This window comes from Kitasatospora sp. NPDC054939 (genome assembly GCF_053610105.1).
On the sequence record NZ_JBSGXP010000083.1, the window covers coordinates 9,478 to 28,898 of the forward strand.

Below are 19,421 nucleotides of genomic sequence, written 5' to 3' on the forward strand. Positions count from 1 at the left end.
CAGCCGGGCGGACTGTCCGGCCGGGTGCGGGACACGGCGTCCCGTCGCGATGGTTCGGATGCGTCGTGCTGCTAGAACGGCCGTCTGGCCGGATCTCGAACGATGCCGACGAGGGTGCTCCGCGGGTCGGGACTCCCGGTCGCACCTACCGCCGGCGGGTCGTGGTGCCGACGGCGGCACACTCGTCGGCAGCTGGAGGCGGCTCATGGACGGACCGAGCGGCGTACAGCCCCCGGCGATCAGGCGGTTGCGGTACGACAGCGGCGTTCTGACCGTCTCCTGGAGCGGGCCCGGGCAGCCCAACGCCGGGGTGACGTACGTGGCGCAGGTGGTGAACGAGGGCCGCACGGTCGCGGAGGCGTGGGCCGGGGCGGCGACCGATGCCGCACTGCCCCTCTCCACGGTGCCGGGTGAGACCTACCGGGCCCGGATCGCGATGTACGTCCTCGCTTCGGGGCCGACGCTCTCTCCCGCGGTCACGGTCGTCACCGACACCTTCCCGATCGAGCGGGCCGAGACGGATCCGGTGAGCGGATCCCTGACGCTGTCCTGGAAGGCCGCGGACACCGACGACTTCCTGGTGCGGCTCGTGGTCAACGGCACCGCGTCGGCCCCGGAGGCCCCGGTCGCGGGAGGTTCGTTCGTCCTGGAGCAGCCACCACCGGCGGGCGCGACCGCGGCGGCCGCGCTCGCCCGCGTCCGAACGGTCGAGGGAGTGGTGTCCATCGGCCCGGACGGGCCCGGCTTCGCGGTACCGACCGAGCGGCCCGAGCTGCGCGCGGTCGCGTTCGACGCCGGTCTGCTCTCGGTGGCCTGGAGCGCCGTCCCCGCCGCGGACGCCTACCGGATCACCGTGGTGAACGATCACGGGGTGTTCCTCCCGGCCGTCGAGGTCGACGCACCCGCCACGACGGTCGAGTCGGAGCCCGGTGTCACCGACGCCGGTGCCTACCGGGTCGTCGTCCAGGCCGTCGGCAGGGCCGGGTCCGGTCCGGCGTCGGCCTCGCTCCCGATCCTGCTCACGGCTCCGGCCGTCACCACGGTGACGTCGGACGGCGCGACGGTCTCGATCGACGTGGAGCCTCCGGATTTCGCACCCACCGGGTACGACGCCGTCCTGTTCCGCGACGGCGTACCGGTTCACCGGGAGAGCCTGGGCCCCGGCCCGACGCTGCTCATCGCCGTCCCGCAGCCGCTGCCGTGCGGCGCGGCGTACGCGGTGTCGGTCCGCGGGCGGGTCGGGCGCTCGGTCGGTCCGGCGGTGACGGCCCCGGTCGTACCGGCCGTGCCGGCGGTCACGTCGGTGGTCTGCGACGAGGACCTCGTGGTGGCCGCGTCGGCCGGTGGGCTGGCCGAGGGGGTGGCGATCGAGGCGGTGCTGTCCGTGGACGGGGTTCCGGGTGCGCCCCAGCAGGTGGGCCCGGACGGCACCGCCGTCTTCACCGTGCCGGAGGGCGCCGTCGCCGTCGCCGTCCGCGGGGTCGACGGCGTGGCGACCGGGCCGTGGTCCGTGCCGCTGCCCGTGCCCACCGGGCCGGTCGGCTTCACCCTCGCCCGCGCCGACGGCGGCCGGGTGGCCCTGGCCTGGGCAGGGCCGCCGGACGGGAGCTTCCGAGCCGCGGTCGGCGACACCGGTCTCCTGGCGCAGGGTCAGTCCGCCGACCTGCCGCTCACCTCCGACCTGGCCACCGTCGCCCAGGTCGCCGGCGTGGCGAGGGGGCCGGTGACGGCTCTGGACCTGGTCACGGTCGGGCCGCGGCTGACCGGCGTGGCCGTCGGCGCCGACCGGTGCGTGACGCTGGCGTTCACCGCACCGGACGCGCCGCCGCTGACCGGTGTGCAGCCCGTGGTGCGCTGGGACGGCGCCGAGGTCGAGCTCGGGGTCCGGCCGGCCACCGGCGATCCGGTCGTCCTGACGCTGCCGGACGGCGTCCCCAACACCGCCACGATCGCTCTGCGCGGACTGGCCGGCGTCGCCGTCGGCCCACCCGGTGCCGCCGCGGCCCTGCTCACCGTCGCACCGACCGGCGTCACCGTGGCCTACGACGGCGCCGAGCTGCGCGTGTGCTGGGACGATCTGCCCTCGCCGCTCGTCGACGGCTACCGGGTCGGCACGGTCGTCGGCGCGGCCGTGACCACGCTCGGGGACACCGCGGCGACCTGCGGCAGCTGGCCGGTGGAGATCGACGACACCTCCACCGCGGTCGTCGTCCGGGCGCTCGCGGCCCTGGCGGTCGGGGCGCCGTCGGAGCCCGTCCCGGTGTTCACCGAGGCGCTGTTCATCGGCCCCTCGTACGTCGCGCCGCAGCTCGGTCCGGTGCTGACGGCGGCCGACATCACGCTCGGACTCCCGGAGCTGTTCGCGACCCCGCAGTCCGACGAGGTCGAGCTGCCGCTCGGCCTGGTCCTGTCGCCGGCCGACTGCGGGCCGTACGCGTACCTCCTGCTGATCCCGGCGACCAGCCCGATGTGGGACTTCACCGACCGCCCCGACGTGATCGCCGCGTGGTCGGCGCTGCTCGCCAGGCTGCAGCCGCTCGGGATCACCCCGTACGGGGTCGCGGCGCTCACCGAGGCGGTGTCGCGGTCGGCGCCGCAGACGTTCGCCGAGACGCTGTACTTCGCCTACGGGCTGCGGTTCGACCGCGGCTGCTTCGACCTGCGTCCGGGCATCGTGCTGCGCGTCGAGTACGAGGACTACCAGATCGTGCCGGGCACCCAGGGCGACCCGCTGTCCGGGTTCGTCACGGCCGCCGTCGCCGACTACGAGGTGGCCTCCTACGACAACGCGGGCACCTGGGCGAGCAGCCTGGACGCCTTCCTCGCCCAGCTCGCGCTGCAGGGCGGCGTCGACGTGCCGAACCCGTCGACGCCGTCCGACCGGCAGGGGCAGCTGTACGGCAGCGGGGGCGCGTTCGACCTGTTCGCGAAGGCGCTGCGGCTGCCGTACGCGCGCCTGGTCTACCCGAGGACGCTGCTGCCGACGACCGCGCCGGGCTCGCTGTGGCCCCAGCAGAACGCCGTCCTGCTGGCGGCCGCCACACTCGGGGCGCTGGACGCGGCCACCGAGAACGTCCGCCGGCAGGACCCTCCCGGCGGCGGCGTCGCCGCGGCCTACCTGCGCGGGCGCGCGGTGGTCCGCGCGATGGTGCGGATCAGCGTGAACGGCGAACCCCGGCTGGTGCCGGCGGGCACCACGCTCGGTAACGTGCTCGCGAGCGAGGGCCGGCGTCCGGCGGCCGTCCCCGTACCGCTGAGCGGCGTGCGGATGCGCCGGCCCCGTACGGCGGCGGCGCTCACCGACGGGCCGGCCGGTGACTGGCCGGTCGTCACGGGGTGGGAGCCGCGTGATCCGGCCGCGCTCGGGTTGCCGCTCCTGCACGGTGATCGCCTCGATCTCGCCACCGGCCCCGGCCGATGACGGAGCCCGCGTTCACCCGCGCCGGTCGGACGGCGCTCTACTGGGCGGATCCGACGGACCGCGTGGCGGCCTTCCTCGCCTCCGACCCGGACGAGCTCGGCGACCGGCCGACGCTGACCCGGACGTGGGAGGACGGCCGTGGTGCCTACGTCTTCCTCGGCGCGCCGGCCGCGGACGCGACGGGGTTCGCGGCGGCGTTGCGGACCTGGCTCGACCACTACGCGCCCCAGGGGCCACCGCGCTTCCTCTGGGTCACCGACCCGGCGGCGCCGCCGACCGCGTGGGTGACGACCGAGCTGACCGGACGGGCGGGCCCGGACGGGACGTGGGTGGCGGACGGGGCGACCTTCCAACTGGCCGACTACCAGCTCGTCCTGGCCGGAGGCGGGGAGGTCGCTCCCGGGGACACCGAGGCGGGATGGGGCTTCGCCGTCGCCGACGGGGCCGGCCGGTCCGCCGCCACCCTGTACGCGCCGACCGCCCGCTTCCCCGCCCGGCTTACGACCACGCTCCTCTGCATGGAGGCCGGGCACACCGGGGCGTGGCGGTTCGTCGTCGACGCGCCGGGCGGCGGCGGTGACGCGTTCGCCGGGCTCGGCGCCGGACTGCGCTTCTTCACACCGGGGGAGCAGGGTGTCGTCAGGGCCGTCCGGTTCGCCGTCGTCCGCCAACCGGACGGCGTCGGACTGGAGTTCCACGCGCAGATCGATCCGCTGCGGCCCCTCGACGGTGAGCGCACCTCGCTCGGCTTCTTCGCGTGCACGACGGGCGGGGGCGACCCGCCGGCGCTGCCGTCCGGGTACGCCACGGTGCTCGGCCACGGCGTGGACCTGCGTCCGCTCGCCGCCGGACCGAGTACGACGGGCCCGGCCCGGCTGGTGTTCGGCCTCGCGCCGTACCTCGCCGACGAGCGGGCGAACACAGGCTACTACCTCGTCCCGGACGGGCCGTTCGCCGTCGGGACCGCGACCGCGGGGGCCCGTGTCCTGTGCGGCCTGTCGGGCCTGGAGTACCTCGGTCTGCCCGCCGAGGGCTGCACGGTGTCGTTCCTGCCCGGGCAGCCGGCCTACGCGCCGCTCGGCCCGGATCGGACCGGCGCCGCCTCGCTCACGTCGCACGGGACCACGTCATGGGTGTCGGTCGACCGGGCCGAGGGCGCCGGCGCGGTCACGTACTACAGCCAGCCGGAGGACGCGCCGCTGTACACGGTCGGCTCGGCGGCCGCGGAGGGCGGGGTCGACCTGCTGGACTTCCTTGAGGTGCCGGCCGCGACGGCGGCCCGCACGCCCTTCCCGATGGCGCCCTTCCACGGGCTCGCCGAGGACGCGGTCCCCGCCGCGGTCGCGGTCGAGCAACTCGCGATCGCACCGACCCGCCGCGCGGTCCTGCTGCCCGGCGAGAACGGCGAGAACGGCAAGAACGGCGGCATCGGCACCAGCGGCATCAGCGGCGCGAACGGCGCGTCGGCGGCCGAAGCCGCGCCGACCGTGGCGGTGACGCCGCAGGGGCTGGCCGTCGGGCTGGCCTCCGACGCCACCTGGAACTGGCTCGGCATCGGCCACGACGGGGACGCGGCGGCCGAGCCGGACCTGCGGTTCACCACGGTCACCGGCCCGTTCCGGCAGGCGATGCAGACCAACAACCTCTTCCTGGTCCTGGGCGACCCGGCCGAGTTCCACCGCTTCGGCTCGGTCGCGTACGAGCTCACCACGGCGACGCTCGACGTCATCGCCACCGTCCCGGTCGAGCGCGGCGGCGTGCCGCAGGACGTCCTCGACGCGGTGCGCGCGGCGATGCGCGACACCGTGTACGGCACGCGTACGGCGTTCGTCGCCGCGCTGGCCGACGCGTGTGCCGGGATCACCGACGCGGAGCGGGCGGTCTTCCTCCGGTACGGCGGGCGTCTCACCCCGGTGGCCGGCGGGTGGCCGTTCCGGCTCTCCCCGGACAGCTGGCGGGCATCGACGTACCTCATCGTCAAGTTCGCCCTCGGCCGCAGCATCGCCGAGCTGCTGGCGGACGTGTCGACCTGGGCGTGGCCCGCGGCGGCCTCCCGCACCGGCCGGCCGGCCGACGCCCAGGCGGCGATCCGCGGTGTCGTCGAGACGGCGCGGAACGCGCCGGCCGGGTCGCCCTACGCCTCGTTCCTGCAGGTCGTGGACGACCCGGACTGGACGGGGGTGCTGGCCCTGTCCGCGGAGGTCCCGCTGGACCAACTCCCCGACGAGCTCCAGGTGCTCGCCGCCGGGATCGACCCGGCGGGGTTCGTCGCGCACCACGTCGGACTGTCGCTGACGCCGTACCGGCTCGCAGACCGCACCCTGGTCTTCGAACGCTCGGCGATGTTCGGGCTGATCGACTACCGGAACCCCGAGGACCAGTACTTCAGCGAGAACGTCCACTTCGCGTTCCGCGTGCTGCACCTCACGGTCGGCGTGCGCAACTCCGTCGTCACGACGTTCACCAGCCGGGTCGAACTGCTCGTCAACCGCCTGTTCGGGGCGCCCGCGCGGCTGCTGCCGACCACCCGCGGGAACAACATCGTCCTCGACGGGGCGCTCCAGCGCCAACAGCTGCCCGACGGCACGACGCACGACACCTACGTGTTCTCGATGGCCGGGCAGAACACCTTCCGACTCGACGCACCGGTACTCCGGAGCGTCGAACTGCTGTCGACACAGCTCGTCACCGCGAAGGCCGCGGACCCGGCGTCGGGCAGGGCGACCGTCGACGCCGTCTTCCAGCTGGCGGGCAACCTGCGCTTCTACGAGCCGGCCGGGTTCGACCCGTTCTGCTGGGGGGAGGACGCGGCCGGGGAGGACGGCTACCTCCGCTTCGGCGGCCTCGCCGTCGCCATGTCGTTCGACCTCGGCGATCCCGCCGGGACGACCCGGTTCACGCTGAAGGACGGCAACCTGTCCGTCGACGCGGCGAACAGCAGGCCGCGCGCCCGGTCGCTGGCCGCCCGCTTCCCGATCGGGCTGAACGGACTCGTCGCCACGCCCGACCCGCAGCTCGCCACGGGCCCGCCGCCACCGCCGCAGACACCCGCGGACCTGGGCTACGTCTCCGTCACCGCGCCACTCGACCAGTCCGAGCTCACCCAGCCCTGGTACGGGCTGGACTACACCGTGGACCTCGGCTCGCTCGGCGCGCTCGCCGGGAGCAAGGCGCTCGCCATCCAGGTCCTCGTCGCGTGGAGCCCGGGCGCGGGCGGCACCGAACCGGCGATCTACCTGGGCGTGCGGCTGCCCGGGGCCGACGGGGTGCTCGGGGTCGACCTGCCGCTGCAGGGCGTCGTCACCATGGGATTCCGCTCGGTGGAGTTCCTCGTCGACGAGGAGCCGGACAAGCCGCGGACGTACACGCTCCGCCTGCGCGACTTCGCGCTGCGGCTGCTCGGGCTGGCCTTCCCGCCCGGCCACAACGACGTGATCCTGTTCGGCAACCCCGACCAGGGCGCCGCGTCGAAGGTCGGCTGGTACCTCGCGTACGCGTCGGCCGCCGACCCGAAGCGCCCGCCACCCCCGCCGGTCCCGGCGGCGCTGCGCTCCGGAAGGAAGGGATGACGGTGGGGAAGGCCCCGAGGGAGAAGCAGAACCCCCTGACGGTGGTGAGGCTGCTGTGGTGCGGCCAGGGCCAGCTGGCGTTCGTCGAGATCTACAACGAGGGAGTGGAGCAGCCGGAGGCCGACTTCCTCGCGCTGGTCAACTGCGGGGGCGAGAGCGGCTACGCGCAGGCGTCGCTGGACTACATCACGACCAAGGTCGCGGCCAGGTACCGCAAGCTGCTCAACCTCGTCGTCCTCACCAGCCTCCAGCAGTCGAGCCTCAGTCTGCTCGACGAGCTCGGCGAGCGCCTGGAACGGATCGGTGCCAGGGTGCTGAGCGCGTTCGTCGCGGGTGCCAAGCCGGAGGGTGCACCTCCGGACACCATCGCGACCTTCTTCCTGCGCCTGCGCTTCAACCTGGGCCGGGTGCAGTACGCCGCCGACCGGCAGAGCGACTACCGCAACGCCGACGGGGAGTTGAGCTGGATCGCCGAGCACAACGGCACCTACTTCCGGATCCTGGCGTCGGACAACCGGCCGTTCGTGAACGCCACCGTCCTGGTCATCGACAACACGAGGCTCACCGTCACCCTGCCGGGCGGGCTGACCTACGAGCTCATGAGCGCCATCACCGCGATCGGGGGACTGCAGCGGAAGCTGTCGCCGAAGCGCATCCTCCAACTACCGCAGTACGGCGTACTGGAGAGCGCGGTAATCGACCTCCTGTCGAGTCCGCAGACCCCGCCGCGGTGGAAGACCGTCAAGGACTTCGCGAAAGCGATCAAGCCGACGGGCCTCTGGGTGAGTGCCGGTCTGATGAACGCCTCCCTCGATCCGCTCAGCGCGACCCTCGCCGCATTCTCGGACGGCCTGGAGGACGCGGACCCGCACACCTACGTGTCCTACGACCTGCCCGGGACCGGCACGGAGACGGGCACCTGGCAGACCCGGGAGACGACGAAGGAGATCAGGACCACCGTCAGAACCCTCGGCCGGCAGGAGACGCACGGCGATGTCGTGGTCACGTCCCGGCTGCGCCCTGCGGTCGCCCGGATCCGAGCAGGGGACGCCCCGTGACGGTCGAGGAGATCCACCGCGCGTTCCGGGCCGCCGTGGCCGACGGCGTCCTGTCCGCCGACGCCGCGCCGCCCGGGACCGGCCCCCTCCTGGCCTCGCTCGGAGTCGACGGCCTGGAGGTCCGCGACGGCCGCGCGTCCCCCGGGCCGCAGGGCGTCGTGCTGACCGGCACCACCAGCTACCTCAACACCCCCTGGAGCCTGCGGATCACCGGCACACCGCGGGCCGGGACCGACCGGGCGGCGATGGTCCTCGAACTCACGGGCACGGCCGCGGCCGAGCCCTGGACCTTCCGGGCGGCCTTCGGCGACCTGCCGGACAGCCGGCGCCAACCCGAGGGCGGACGCGGCGGGCTCGTCGTCGGCGCCGGCGTGCTGGGCCCGCTCGTCCTCGACCAGCCCGCCATCACGGCCGACAACGGGTCGCCCGACACACCGCTGCGGTTGTCGGGCACCCTGCTGATGCGCGGCAGCGACGCGGTGCCCGGAAGCGACCTCCTCGCCGGCTACGCGGACCTCCTCGGCGACCGCCTGCCCGTCGACGGGCCCGTGACGTTCCCCGCCGACGGGCCGCCGGTCATCGAGCTGCGCGCCGTGGCGCCCGGCGTGCGGCTGCGACTGGCCGACCTGGAGGTCTCGTCCGTCGGCCTGGTGCTCACCACCGACTACCGCGACCCGTATCCGCTGCCCGAACCGGGCGCGCGCCGCTCGGCCGCCCTGCTGTTCGCCGAGGTGACACTGCCGACCGAGCCGGTGCGCACGGCGACCGTCAGCGGCCCCCTCCTGATCGGCGACTACATCTGGCCGCTGGCCGTCGGGTTGACACCCCCGCTCGGGCTCGAAGGCGCCGTCCGGGCGCTGGTCGCCATGACCGGAGCGGGGCCGGGCGGCTTCGCCCTTCCGAGCGGCATCGCGCCGCTCGACCTGTTCCGCCTCCGGGACGTCGGCTTCGGCATCGTGCCGATCGGCCTCGGCGGGCCGGGCCTCGCGTACGCCTCGGTCACCGTCGTCTCCGCCGAGCCGTGGGACCCGCCGGTGCCGTTCCTGACCCTCGACCAGGTCGGCACCCAGTGGACGGTCGACTTCGGATCGGACGGCCCGCCCGGGATCACCGGGGTGGTCTTCGGGACCATGCGGTTCGGACAGAAGTCCGCCTCCTCGCTCGGTGCCCAGGCGCCCGTCGGCGAACGCCCGGCACCCGGGCCGCCGACCCGCGGCCGCTTCGACGACATCGTCGTGACCGTCCGGCTGTCGCTGCCCGACCTCGGGTTCTCGGCCTTCACCGAGGCGCCGTTCGACCTCCCGATCTCCGAGGCCTTCCGGGCCTTCTTCGGCAGCGACGGCCCGCCCATCGACGCGGACCTGCGCTGCGAGTCGCTGACCATGGACGCGTCCCTGCCGCAGAAGGTGTTCGCGGCCGGGCTGACCCTGGGCGGAGCATGGCCGGTCGAGGCCGGCCACGTCACCTTCGCACTGACCGGGCTGCAACTGCAGGTCAGGGTCTCAGCGAACGCGGTCTCCGGCCTGCTCCTCGGCAGGGGCGAGATCGCCGTTCCCGACTCCGACGCGATCGGGCTGCTCGCCCAGGTCCGCTACCCGGGCAGCGGGGCCTGGGAGTTCAGCGCGACGCTGGCCGGAACCGTCGACCTGCCGCGGCTGGTCTACGGCCTGCTGGCCCAGCAGCCGCCGGCCTGGGTGAACGAGATCGCGATCGAACTCAGCGGACTCGACGTCCGGTTCAGTACGGCCCCGGGCACGCCGTACTCCGCCGCCGGCACGCTCCGGGTGGCGGTCCCGCAGACGCTGCTCGGCATGGAGCTCCGACTGCGCCTGACCGCGGACATCCAGCGCAGGCTGCGCACCACGCCGGCGGACGAACACCTCGCGATCGCGCTGCGCGACACCGCGCTGGTGGATCCGCAGACGGTCCTGACCGGCAGCCTGTCGGGCAGCTTCACGATCAACAGGTTCGAGGTCACCGCCTCCGTGTCGGTCACCGACGCGGGCAAGGACTACACCTTCACCCTCGCCTACCGCGACGTGTCCCTGAGCGCGGCGACCTCCTGGACCGGCGAGGGGGCCGACCGGCACCGGACCCTCGCCGTCCGTCTCACCGGCACGCTCGGCGAGCTGATCACCGACCTCGTCTCACTGGTCAACCCGAACGCGACGTTCCGGCTCGACCCGCCCTGGGACTTCCTGAACAGCATCGACCTGACCGGGCTGGAGCTGACGATCGACCCGACCAGGCAGACGGTCGCCGTCCGGCACGACCTGAGCCTGGACCTCGGATTCGTCAGGATCCGTTCCGTCGGCCTGAGCTACGACCGTTCGACCGGCAGCCCGGCGGTGAACGTCGTGCTCGACGCCCAACTGCTCGGCGACACCACGGCCAAGCCGCTGACCTGGGATCCGGTCACCCAGGCGCCGCCCCAGCCCGCCGGCCTGGGACAGCAGCTGTTCTCGCTGCGCTACCTCGGCCTCGGGCAGCACGTCTCGCCGAGGAACCTCACCGGGTACGCCGGCATCGCCGAGGTCGTCGACGCGATGGTCCAGGCGATGCGCCCCGTCGATCCGGCCGCCGGCAAACCGCCGATCGACCCGGCGACGACGGTGTTCGACCCGTCCGGCCAGTGGCTGTTCGGGATGGACGCGACGTTCCTGGACACCGTCGCGATCAAGCTGGTGATGCACGACCCGGACCTCTACGGCGCCCTCCTCGCGCTGAGCGGATCGCGGGCGGGCTCACTCGCCGGGCTGAGCGTCGAGCTGCTGTACAAGAAGGTCACCGACGACATCGGGGTCTTCCACGCACGGCTGCAGATTCCCGACGCCTACCGGCAGTTGCAGTTCGGCGCGGTGTCCGTGACGCTCGGCGTGATCACCGTCGACATCTACACCAACGGCAACTTCCGGGTCGACCTCGGATTCCCGACCGACCGCGACTTCACCCGGTCGTTCGCGATCGAGGCCGGCCTCTTCAACGGACGGGGCGGCCTCTACTTCGGTGTGCTGAACGGCGCCACCTCCAGCCGTGTTCCGCGGATCACCGATGGGACGTTCAGCCCGGTCCTCGAACTCGGGGTGGGCCTGTCCATCGGCGTCGGACGCACCTTCCAACGCGGCCCGCTCAAGGCCGACCTGACCGTCAACCTCGTGGTGATCTTCGAGGGCGTACTGGCGTGGTTCCACCCGGACGAGGGCGGCCGGAGCACCGAGCTCTACTACGCCTGCCGCGGCACGGTCGGCATCGTCGGCACGCTGTACGCGACGGTCGACTTCAAGGTCGTCCGGATCGACCTCAACCTGCAGATCTCCGCGATGGCGACCGTCGAGCTGGCCGCGCACCGTGCGACCGTCGTGGCGCTGAACCTCTCGGTCCGGGCCAGCGCCAGCGTGAAGATCCTCTTCGTCAAGGTCTCGTTCTCGTTCGCGCTGAGCCTGGAGACCTCGTTCACGATCGGCTCCGACAGCACGCCGCCGTGGCGACTCGCTCCCGGCGCCGCCCGACGCGGCCTCACCGCCCCGCGCGCGACCGCAGCGCCGGCGGAAGCCGAACAGCCGTCCTACCGGCTGCACTTCGACCCGGACGTGCACGTCTTCCCCGACGGCCTGGCGAAGACCCTTCACCTGACGCTCCTCCCCGCCTACACGATCGCCAACGTCCCGGTCGACTGGACCGGCCGGACGCCGCCCGCGAACGACGAGCCCGACCACCGCCTCGTCGTCATGCTGATCGCCGACAACGCCGTCCCGGTGGACGCGGTCACCATCGCCCAGGCCGAACGGCCCGACGTGTCGCGCCACCCGCGCGCCGCCACACCCGCCGACACCTCCTTCAACCGGCTCGCCGACGGCCTGCTGCGCTGGTCGGTCGACGCGCTCGGCGCCACCCCGCCGACCGTCACGCTCGACGCCCTCCGCGAGCTGGTGGGACAACTGGCCCTCGCCGAGGCCGAGAACGCGGGCTTCACCTGGGCCAACATCCAGGGGTTCCTGGCCAACAACCTTCACGTCCGGGTCGGCGGCACCCCGACGGGCGGCACCCCGGAGGACGTCTCGGGCACCCCGTTCCCGATGATCCCGGTGCTGAAGTGGACCTCGACCGGCCTGCCGGACCCGGCCGACCGGGACCGCGACTTCGCGACCCACCGGCCGATCGACGCCACGTACGAGGCCGAGGCGATCGCCTACTTCGCCGAGCTGGACCCGGTCCCGCCGGGCGAGCGCCCCTCCTCCGCGGCCCGGGCGGACGAGCCCGGTGAGTCGATGGCGACCTTCGTCCTGCGCGACTACCTGCGCATGGTCGCCCGCGCGACCGTACAGGCCGCCGTGAACCTGCTGACCGCCTACCCCCACGAGGTGACGGAGACGGACTCGCTCCGCTCCATCGCGGCGGGCTTCGCGACCACCACCACGCCCTACGAGGTCGCCGGCCGGGACAGCGCGGACCACGTCGCGTCCTCCCTCGGCGTCTCGGCCGCCGAACTGCTGGCGCTGAACCCCGGCCTGCCCGACCGGCTGGCCGCCGCCCGGGCAGGCGACACCCTGACGGTCACGCTCGGCGTCACACCGCAGTCCATCGCCCTCGCCAACCCCGACCGGCCCGTCGCCGCGGACACCGCGGTCTCCCTCGGCACCCTGCCGGTACAGCTCGGCGCGGGCCGCACGCTCGGTGGGCTGGCCGACACCTACCGGGCGGATCCGAGCGCGCTGCTCGCCCACCTGCGCGACACCACCCCGCTGCTGCGCACCGGCGCGACCGTGCCGCTGCCCGGATTCGTCCACGCCGGACTGTCCGTCGACCACACCGCGGCGGCGTTCTACGTGCGACTCGGGTCGGTCCTGCCGACCGAGGTGCCGCTCGCCCCCTGGTACCAGCAGGCGATCGACCGGCTCAACGACGACCCGGCGCACCCGCTGCCCCCGACGCTCCGGGTGCCCGACGGCTACCAGCGCACCGCCACCACCACCTGGGCCACCCTGCCGGGCGACACCGTCCTCGACGTCGCCGCGTACGCCGCCCTGATCCAGAACGTCGTGCCCGGCACGCCGTTCGCCGACTGGCTGGAGGCGGTACGCGCGGCGAACCGGCCGGCGGACCCGGACGGTGTCCGGCTCCCGGCCGACGCCGCGGCCGTGATCCTGCCCCACGACACGCTCCGCTCGCTCCAGGACCGGCTCCTGCTCCCCGACGCGCTGTTCGAACCCCGGGTCGCCGCCGCGGACGCGCTCGTCCCGCTGGCCACGGTCGAGGTACCGGGCGCGGTCGGCACGACGACCGCCGGCCTCACCCTGCTGACGCTGGCCCAGACGTACGGGCTCGGGCTGGAGGACCTCGCGGAACGGATCGCCGACGACCAGGGTGTGCTGGCCACCGGGCCGGGCCTCACCGTGCCCGACGTCCCCGCGATGGCGCTGGACGACCTCGTCGCCGCCCTGCACGCCGGCCCGGCGATGGGCACCGTGAGCGGCCAGGTCGCGCGGTTCATGCTGGGCGGGCTGCGCCTGCCCGCGCCGGTCCGGGTCGGCGGCGTGTACCACGCCACGGGCCCGATGACCGGCGGCTACGAGCTGATCGGCCAGCAGGTCACCGGACCGCCGCCGCCCCCGCCCGGCGCCGAGGACCCGGTCGTCACCGTCACCGTCGACAAGGTCCTGCCCGCCGACTGGCTGACCTTCGCCGACTCTGCCGTGCACGACGGAGTGATCAGGCCCGATGCCGCCGAGGCCGGACACGCGGTCGTCTCGATCACCGCCGCCGACCTGCGGGAGAACTACCCCGCGACCGGACTGGCGCCCGTCGTCGAGAGCCCGCTCTCGGCCCTGCCACTGGCACGCGGACTCGGCACGCGCCACACCGTCACCCAGATGATCCCGTGGCGGACGACCACGACCGTCCGGCTGCCCGCCGCCCCCTCGGGCCCGCCCTCGCTGTGGCCGCTGCCGGGCGACCTGATCGCCCGCGCGGGGTCGGACCGCAGCGCCTCCGCGTTCCGGCTGGAGCAGACGACGCCGCAGACCGGCGCAACCGCCGGTTACACGGAGCTCGGCTCGTACGCGTGGGCGACGCTGGTCTCCTTCGCCGTCCGCCGCATTCCGGGCCCCGCGGGGACGGTCGAGGTCCTCGGTGCGGACGCCGCCGACCGGCAGCGGATCGCACAGATCCTGGCGTACGTGCGGGCCGCCCCCGGGCCGCCGGCCGCCGTGGCCTTCCCGCCCGCGCCGCCCGGCGAACGCCTGCTGCTCACCCTGCTCTGGCAGCTGCCGTCCGCCCCCGGCCGCACGCCCGGCCTGACCTCGACGCCGCTCGACGCCGACCGGACCTTCCTCGTCCAGACCAACCTGTCCACCGCGACGCGCAGCGGCCCCGCTCCCCAGGACGCCGCCTCGGGGCAGCACTTCGCGGCCATCGCCGCCTGCGAACGGTTCCTGACGCTGCTGTGGGAGTGCAGCGTCGTCGGCGGGGGCGGCTACTGGATGCAGTACCGCGGCGACGTGCCCGACACGATCTTCGACCAGGACGGGCGCGCCCGACTGTCGCTCCTGGTCCAGCTCTCCTCGCAGTGCGGCGAGGACCCCGACCGGCACCTCCACGCCTTCACCAACCTCGCCGTGGTCGGCGACGGGGTGGACCCGGCCTCGGTCGTGCTCGCAGCACGCGCGGTCGACCCGCCCGAAGCACAGCCGGTCGCCTCGGTCGACCCCGGCCAGGTCGGCTTCACCGCACGGTTCGCCAACCCGCTGGCCGACGACAGCCCGCAGGGGCTGCTGCGCCGCCTCTACGGGCAGCTCGGCTTCCGGCTGGACCCGACGACGCACTTCCGCGGCAGCGCCGAAGGCCGGGCGGTCCCCCCGAAGCCGGCCGACGGCACGGACGACCTCGGGCTCCTGGCCCCCAGCGAGGCCGCCGAGAAGGTCTGGGACCTCACCCGGACCGTCGACATCAGCCGGTTCGCCCTCCACCGCGCCGAAGCCGTCCCCACCGCCCCGCCCCCCGGCGCCGACCCGTACGCAGGCATCACCGCCGGTGCGCAGACCCGGGTCTCGGTGTGGCTCCAGGACGTGTTCGGCAACCGGTCGGGCACCGCGGCGCAGACCGCCGTGCCCGTCCGCTACACCGACCCGGTCATCGGCGTCGGCGCCTGGCCGTCGACCACCCTGCGGTACGGCGTCGCGCCCGCCGGAGACCTGGCGGAGCTGACGGTCGCCGTCGACCTCCAGACCGTCACCTACCAGCCGGGCGCGGCCGAGGCCGGCGCGGCGGCCGCCGCCGCGGCGCAGCGCGACCGCAGCCGCCTGGTACCCGTCCACTACCAGGTCGGCCGACCCGACGTCCGGGCCGCACTGCGCACCTCGCTGCAGCAGGCGCCCGGTGCGGACCCCGCCCCGCTCGCCGTCGACGTGAACGTGCTGCGCCGGTACGTGATCGGCGCGCACGCGCTGCTCGGCTCGCTCACGGCGGTCGGATCCGCACCGGCCACCGACGCCGCGACCCTCGACGCCGTCTGCACCACCTACGGGGTCGGCTACGACGAGCTGGGCGCCGCGAACGCGGACACGCCCGTCAGCGCCATGCTCGACGCCGACGAACTCGCCGTACCGGTGGGCGCCGCGTTCCGCAACGGCGACACGATCGCCGGCCTGTGCCGCGCGGTCGACCCCGCGCTCGACCCCGCGCTCGACCCCGAGCAGGTCCTGCTCGACGAGGACAACACCGTGCTGCCGCTGAACCCGGCCGTCGAACTCGCCACCCCGCCGCGTGACGCGGTCGTGCCGCCCGACTCGCCGCCGGCCGACGCGCTCGCGGCAGCGCTGCGCTGCTCCCTCCGGACGCTCGTGACGGCCAATCAGGACCGTCCTGGACTGCTCACCCCCGGGTTCGTCTTCGACTGCAACGGCGTCGAGGTCGAGGTCACGTCCGACCCGCAGGGCTGCGCGGCGACTCCGGCGGGCGTCGCGGCGGCCTTCCAGGAGCTCGGTGTCCCGTTCGACGCGACCCAGGTGGTGTCGCTGAACGCGGACCGGCCGGGCATGTTCGCACCGGGGGCGCTCCTCGAGGTCGCCGGGTACCTCGTCGAGAGCGGCGACACCCTGGGCGACAACCGGGCAGGCCTGACACCCGGGCACCTCGCGCCGCTGAACACCGCGACCGTCGACCTCTTCACCCCGGGCACCCCGGTGTTCCTCACCACGACACCGACACCGGTGCCGGCGGGCGACCCGCTCGGGCACTTCGCCGCCGTCCACGGCACCACACCCGGCGCGCTGCTGCGGCACAACGGCCCGGTCGCGGTCCTGGCCGACTCACCACCGGCCGTGCCCGGGATGTGGGCCTGGCCCGCCGACCCGGACGCCCTGCGGGTGCCGTACACCGTCCGCGACGGCGACTCGCTCGCCGGCATCGCCGTGCACTTTCCCGGGGCCGACCTGATCACGGTCAACGCCGGGATGCCGGACAGCGTCGCGTCCGGTGCCACCGTCACGGTCGACGGCACGTCCGTGACGACGACCGCCACCGCCTCGTTCGCCGAGGTCTGCGCCCTGTTCAGCCCGCCGATCGACCTCGCGGCGCTGGCCGCCGCCATCGGCGAGCGGACCGACGTGCTGGAGAGCGGGGCGCTGCTGGTCTGCCCGCCCGGCCGGCTCCCCGGGCGGCCCGCGGAGGCCGGCGTGACGCCCCGGGAGGCCGCCCGCACGTTCGGCGTCACCGCGGTCGCGCTGCTCGCCGCCAACGCCGGCACACCGGGGCTGCTGCTGCCCGGGCAGGTCCTGCACGCACGGCAGCCCGACGGGGACGGCACCGTACCCACCGAGACGACCGCGGCGTCCGACACGCTCACCGCCCTGGTCGAGCGGTTTCGCCGGCGCGGCGTGACGACCGGCGTGGACGCCGTCGTCGCGGCCAACGCCGACACCGGGTTCCTGCGGGCCGGTGCGCGCGTGGTCGTCCCGCCGACCACCGCCCTCCTCACCGGCCGACTGGGGGAGTCGACACCGGACGGCGTGCAGTGGTCGTTCCCCGAGCCCGTCTTCCCGGTCACCGTCGCGCTGGAACTCTCCCGCGAGCCCGAGCTCGTCGACCCGGCGCTCGCCGCCACCGCGACCCGCGCGGCGACCGCCGTCCCCGCCGACCGGGGCGCCGACCCGGCCCAGGACGGCGCGCTCACCCTGGCGGCGTTCGCCGAGCAGGTCCAGCGCGCCGTGCCGGTCCTGCGGCTGGCGACGGCACCGGGCGGTACGTCCGACACCGACGTCTGGGCGGTCGTGTTCGACACCGGCGGTGTCGAGCGCGTCCGCATCGAGCCCCCGTGCGAGATCGCCGGGACCCGGCAGCCGCGCACCTTCGGCCTGCGCCCGCTGAGCACCACGCTCATGGCACGCCGGGACGTCGCCACGCCCGGGTTCGACGTCCGGACCGGCGAGCTGACCGAGGACCGGCCGCGCGACTACCAGGGCATCGACCTGGAGGTGTGGGCCCGGGCCTTCCTCGCCGACGTCGAACTGCTGCTGTCGGCCGCGTACCTCCAGGGCGCGTACGCGCTGGGCCGGGACGTGCTCGACGGGATCGTCGGCGTGAAGAAGGCGCTCGCCGCCGCCGTCGCGGAGGGCCTGGACCACGTCCTCGCCGCGGATGGGCTGGACCACGTCCTCGCCGCGGAGGCACCGGACACCGGACCCGATCCGAAGCGGGCGGCGGCCGTCGAGCGACTGCGCCAGGAACTGCTCGTCTCGCTGACCCGCGGCTACGCGACCTCGGCCGTCATCCAGTACGACACCAGTGCGTCGACCCCGTGGGCCGGCCTCTACGCGCGGCTGTCCGGCAACCCGGTCGTCGACTACCGGGGCGTGCCCGCAGGCCTGCGGACCGCGACGGTGTCGAACGGCAAGGTGCCGCTCGCGGACGGCGACGCGCAGATCGGCTTCCTGATCACCGTCCCCGACGCGGCCGCGCACGCCGCACTCGACCTCACCCTGGACTTCGCCGGCGTCGAGCTGGAGTTCGGGATCGACCGGCAGGCCGAGGGCTACGACCGGTCCGACTGGCTCACCTTCGTCACGCCGCTCGTCTCCGGCTCACCGCCCGCCCTGGACTTCGACCTCGGCGCGCCGCGGGTCCCGATCCCGCTGCGCGCGTACCCGCCGATGCCGATCCTGCTCGACCAGCACGCCGACGCCCCGGCCCCGGACGCCGGGCTGAGCGACGCGCCGTACTGGGCGTACCGGTTCTCCGTGCAGCACCAGTCGGCCGAGCAGGACACCGTCGAACTGCGGGTCACGTACAACCGGCCGACGCCTCCGCCCGCGGCCGCACCGGCCGACGACCTGTTCACGGCCCTGGCGCAGTACACCGCGGTCGGTGCCCCGCTGCTCCGCCTGCTCGCCGGGCTGGCCGACTGGGAAGGCGCCGGCCCCGACGAACGCACCGCCCTGACGAACGCGCTGGGCACCTACCGGACTCTCGCCGCCGCCGTCGCGCAGGCCTGGGCCACGCACTGGGCGGCCGGCCCCGCGCCCGTTCCGGTGGCCGCCGCCGCAGCCGGCGGGCTGCCACCGGAGGTGTACCGGTACGCATTCGGTCTCGACGCCGACAACGGCTGGTACGCCACGCTGCGGCTGACCCGCACGGTGGAGTCCGGCACCGGCGGGGTGGGCTGGCCGGAGCGGATCGTCTGCGTCACGGCGGCCGGGGAACGCCACGAACTCGTCCCGGTCGATCCGGACCTGTGCGGGTGCGCCGCCACCGCCGATCACTGCCGGTGCTACGCGTTCCCCCACCGGGCAGTCGAGGCGTTCACGTTGCTCACCTTCGAGCTGACCCTGCCGCGCGTCCACATCGCCGAGTACCAGAACGCGTCGGCCACCGCCCGCGTGACCCGAAACGCGCGGCTGCTCGGCGAGGGCTGGCCGGACACCGCGCCGGCCTTCGTCTACCGCACGCCGGAAGTCGGCTACTCCGAGCCGGTCGTGCCGTTCATCGACATCACCGGCGCCGTCGCCATCGGCCCCTGGGATCCGCCCGACCGCAATCCGCTCGATCCGGTGTTCGACGCGCTCTTCGACGGCGACCCGGCCGACCGGACGATCGCGATCGGGGCACGGTACGCGTACACCCTGGTCGCCGGCGCCCCACCGGTGTCGGCGCTGCTGCCGGTCGTCCAGTCGACCGTGGGCGGCTACGACGACGACACCGTCCCGACGCTCACCCGGGCGCTCGTCGCCTGGAGCGAGCGGGAGCGGCCCGACACGGCGGGCGGCGCCTGGGCCTTCCGAATCAGCCTCTACTCGTCCGTCGACCCTGCACTCAAACGGCCCCTGCTGCAGCTCAGGCACCTGTCGTCCGCACTCTCGGACGGCTGAGCCGGTGTCAGCC

Annotated in this window: 4 protein-coding genes; all 4 read left to right on the forward strand. The window is 74.4% G+C overall.

Annotated features, from left to right (window positions below; all coding sequences use genetic code 11):
- The first annotated feature begins 205 nt into the window (after positions 1-205).
- The 4 genes from ACWGB8_RS22875 to ACWGB8_RS22890 are packed head-to-tail and all read left to right on the forward strand — an operon-like array spanning position 206 to position 19,408.
- Positions 206-3,421, forward strand: coding sequence for a hypothetical protein (locus tag ACWGB8_RS22875; protein WP_452215407.1), 3,216 nt, complete (start codon positions 206-208; stop codon positions 3,419-3,421).
- Complete coding sequence (locus ACWGB8_RS22880) at positions 3,418-6,990, forward strand: hypothetical protein (RefSeq protein ID WP_452215408.1); 3,573 nt, start codon at positions 3,418-3,420, stop codon at positions 6,988-6,990. The genes ACWGB8_RS22875 and ACWGB8_RS22880 overlap by 4 nt, the downstream gene beginning before the upstream one ends.
- Positions 6,987-8,048, forward strand: coding sequence for a hypothetical protein (locus ACWGB8_RS22885; protein ID WP_452215409.1), 1,062 nt, complete (start codon positions 6,987-6,989; stop codon positions 8,046-8,048). The genes ACWGB8_RS22880 and ACWGB8_RS22885 overlap by 4 nt, the downstream gene beginning before the upstream one ends.
- A complete protein-coding gene (locus tag ACWGB8_RS22890; RefSeq protein ID WP_452215410.1) occupies positions 8,045-19,408 on the forward strand; it encodes a hypothetical protein in 11,364 nt (3,787 codons plus the stop codon). The genes ACWGB8_RS22885 and ACWGB8_RS22890 overlap by 4 nt, the downstream gene beginning before the upstream one ends.
- Positions 19,409-19,421 lie beyond the last annotated feature (13 nt).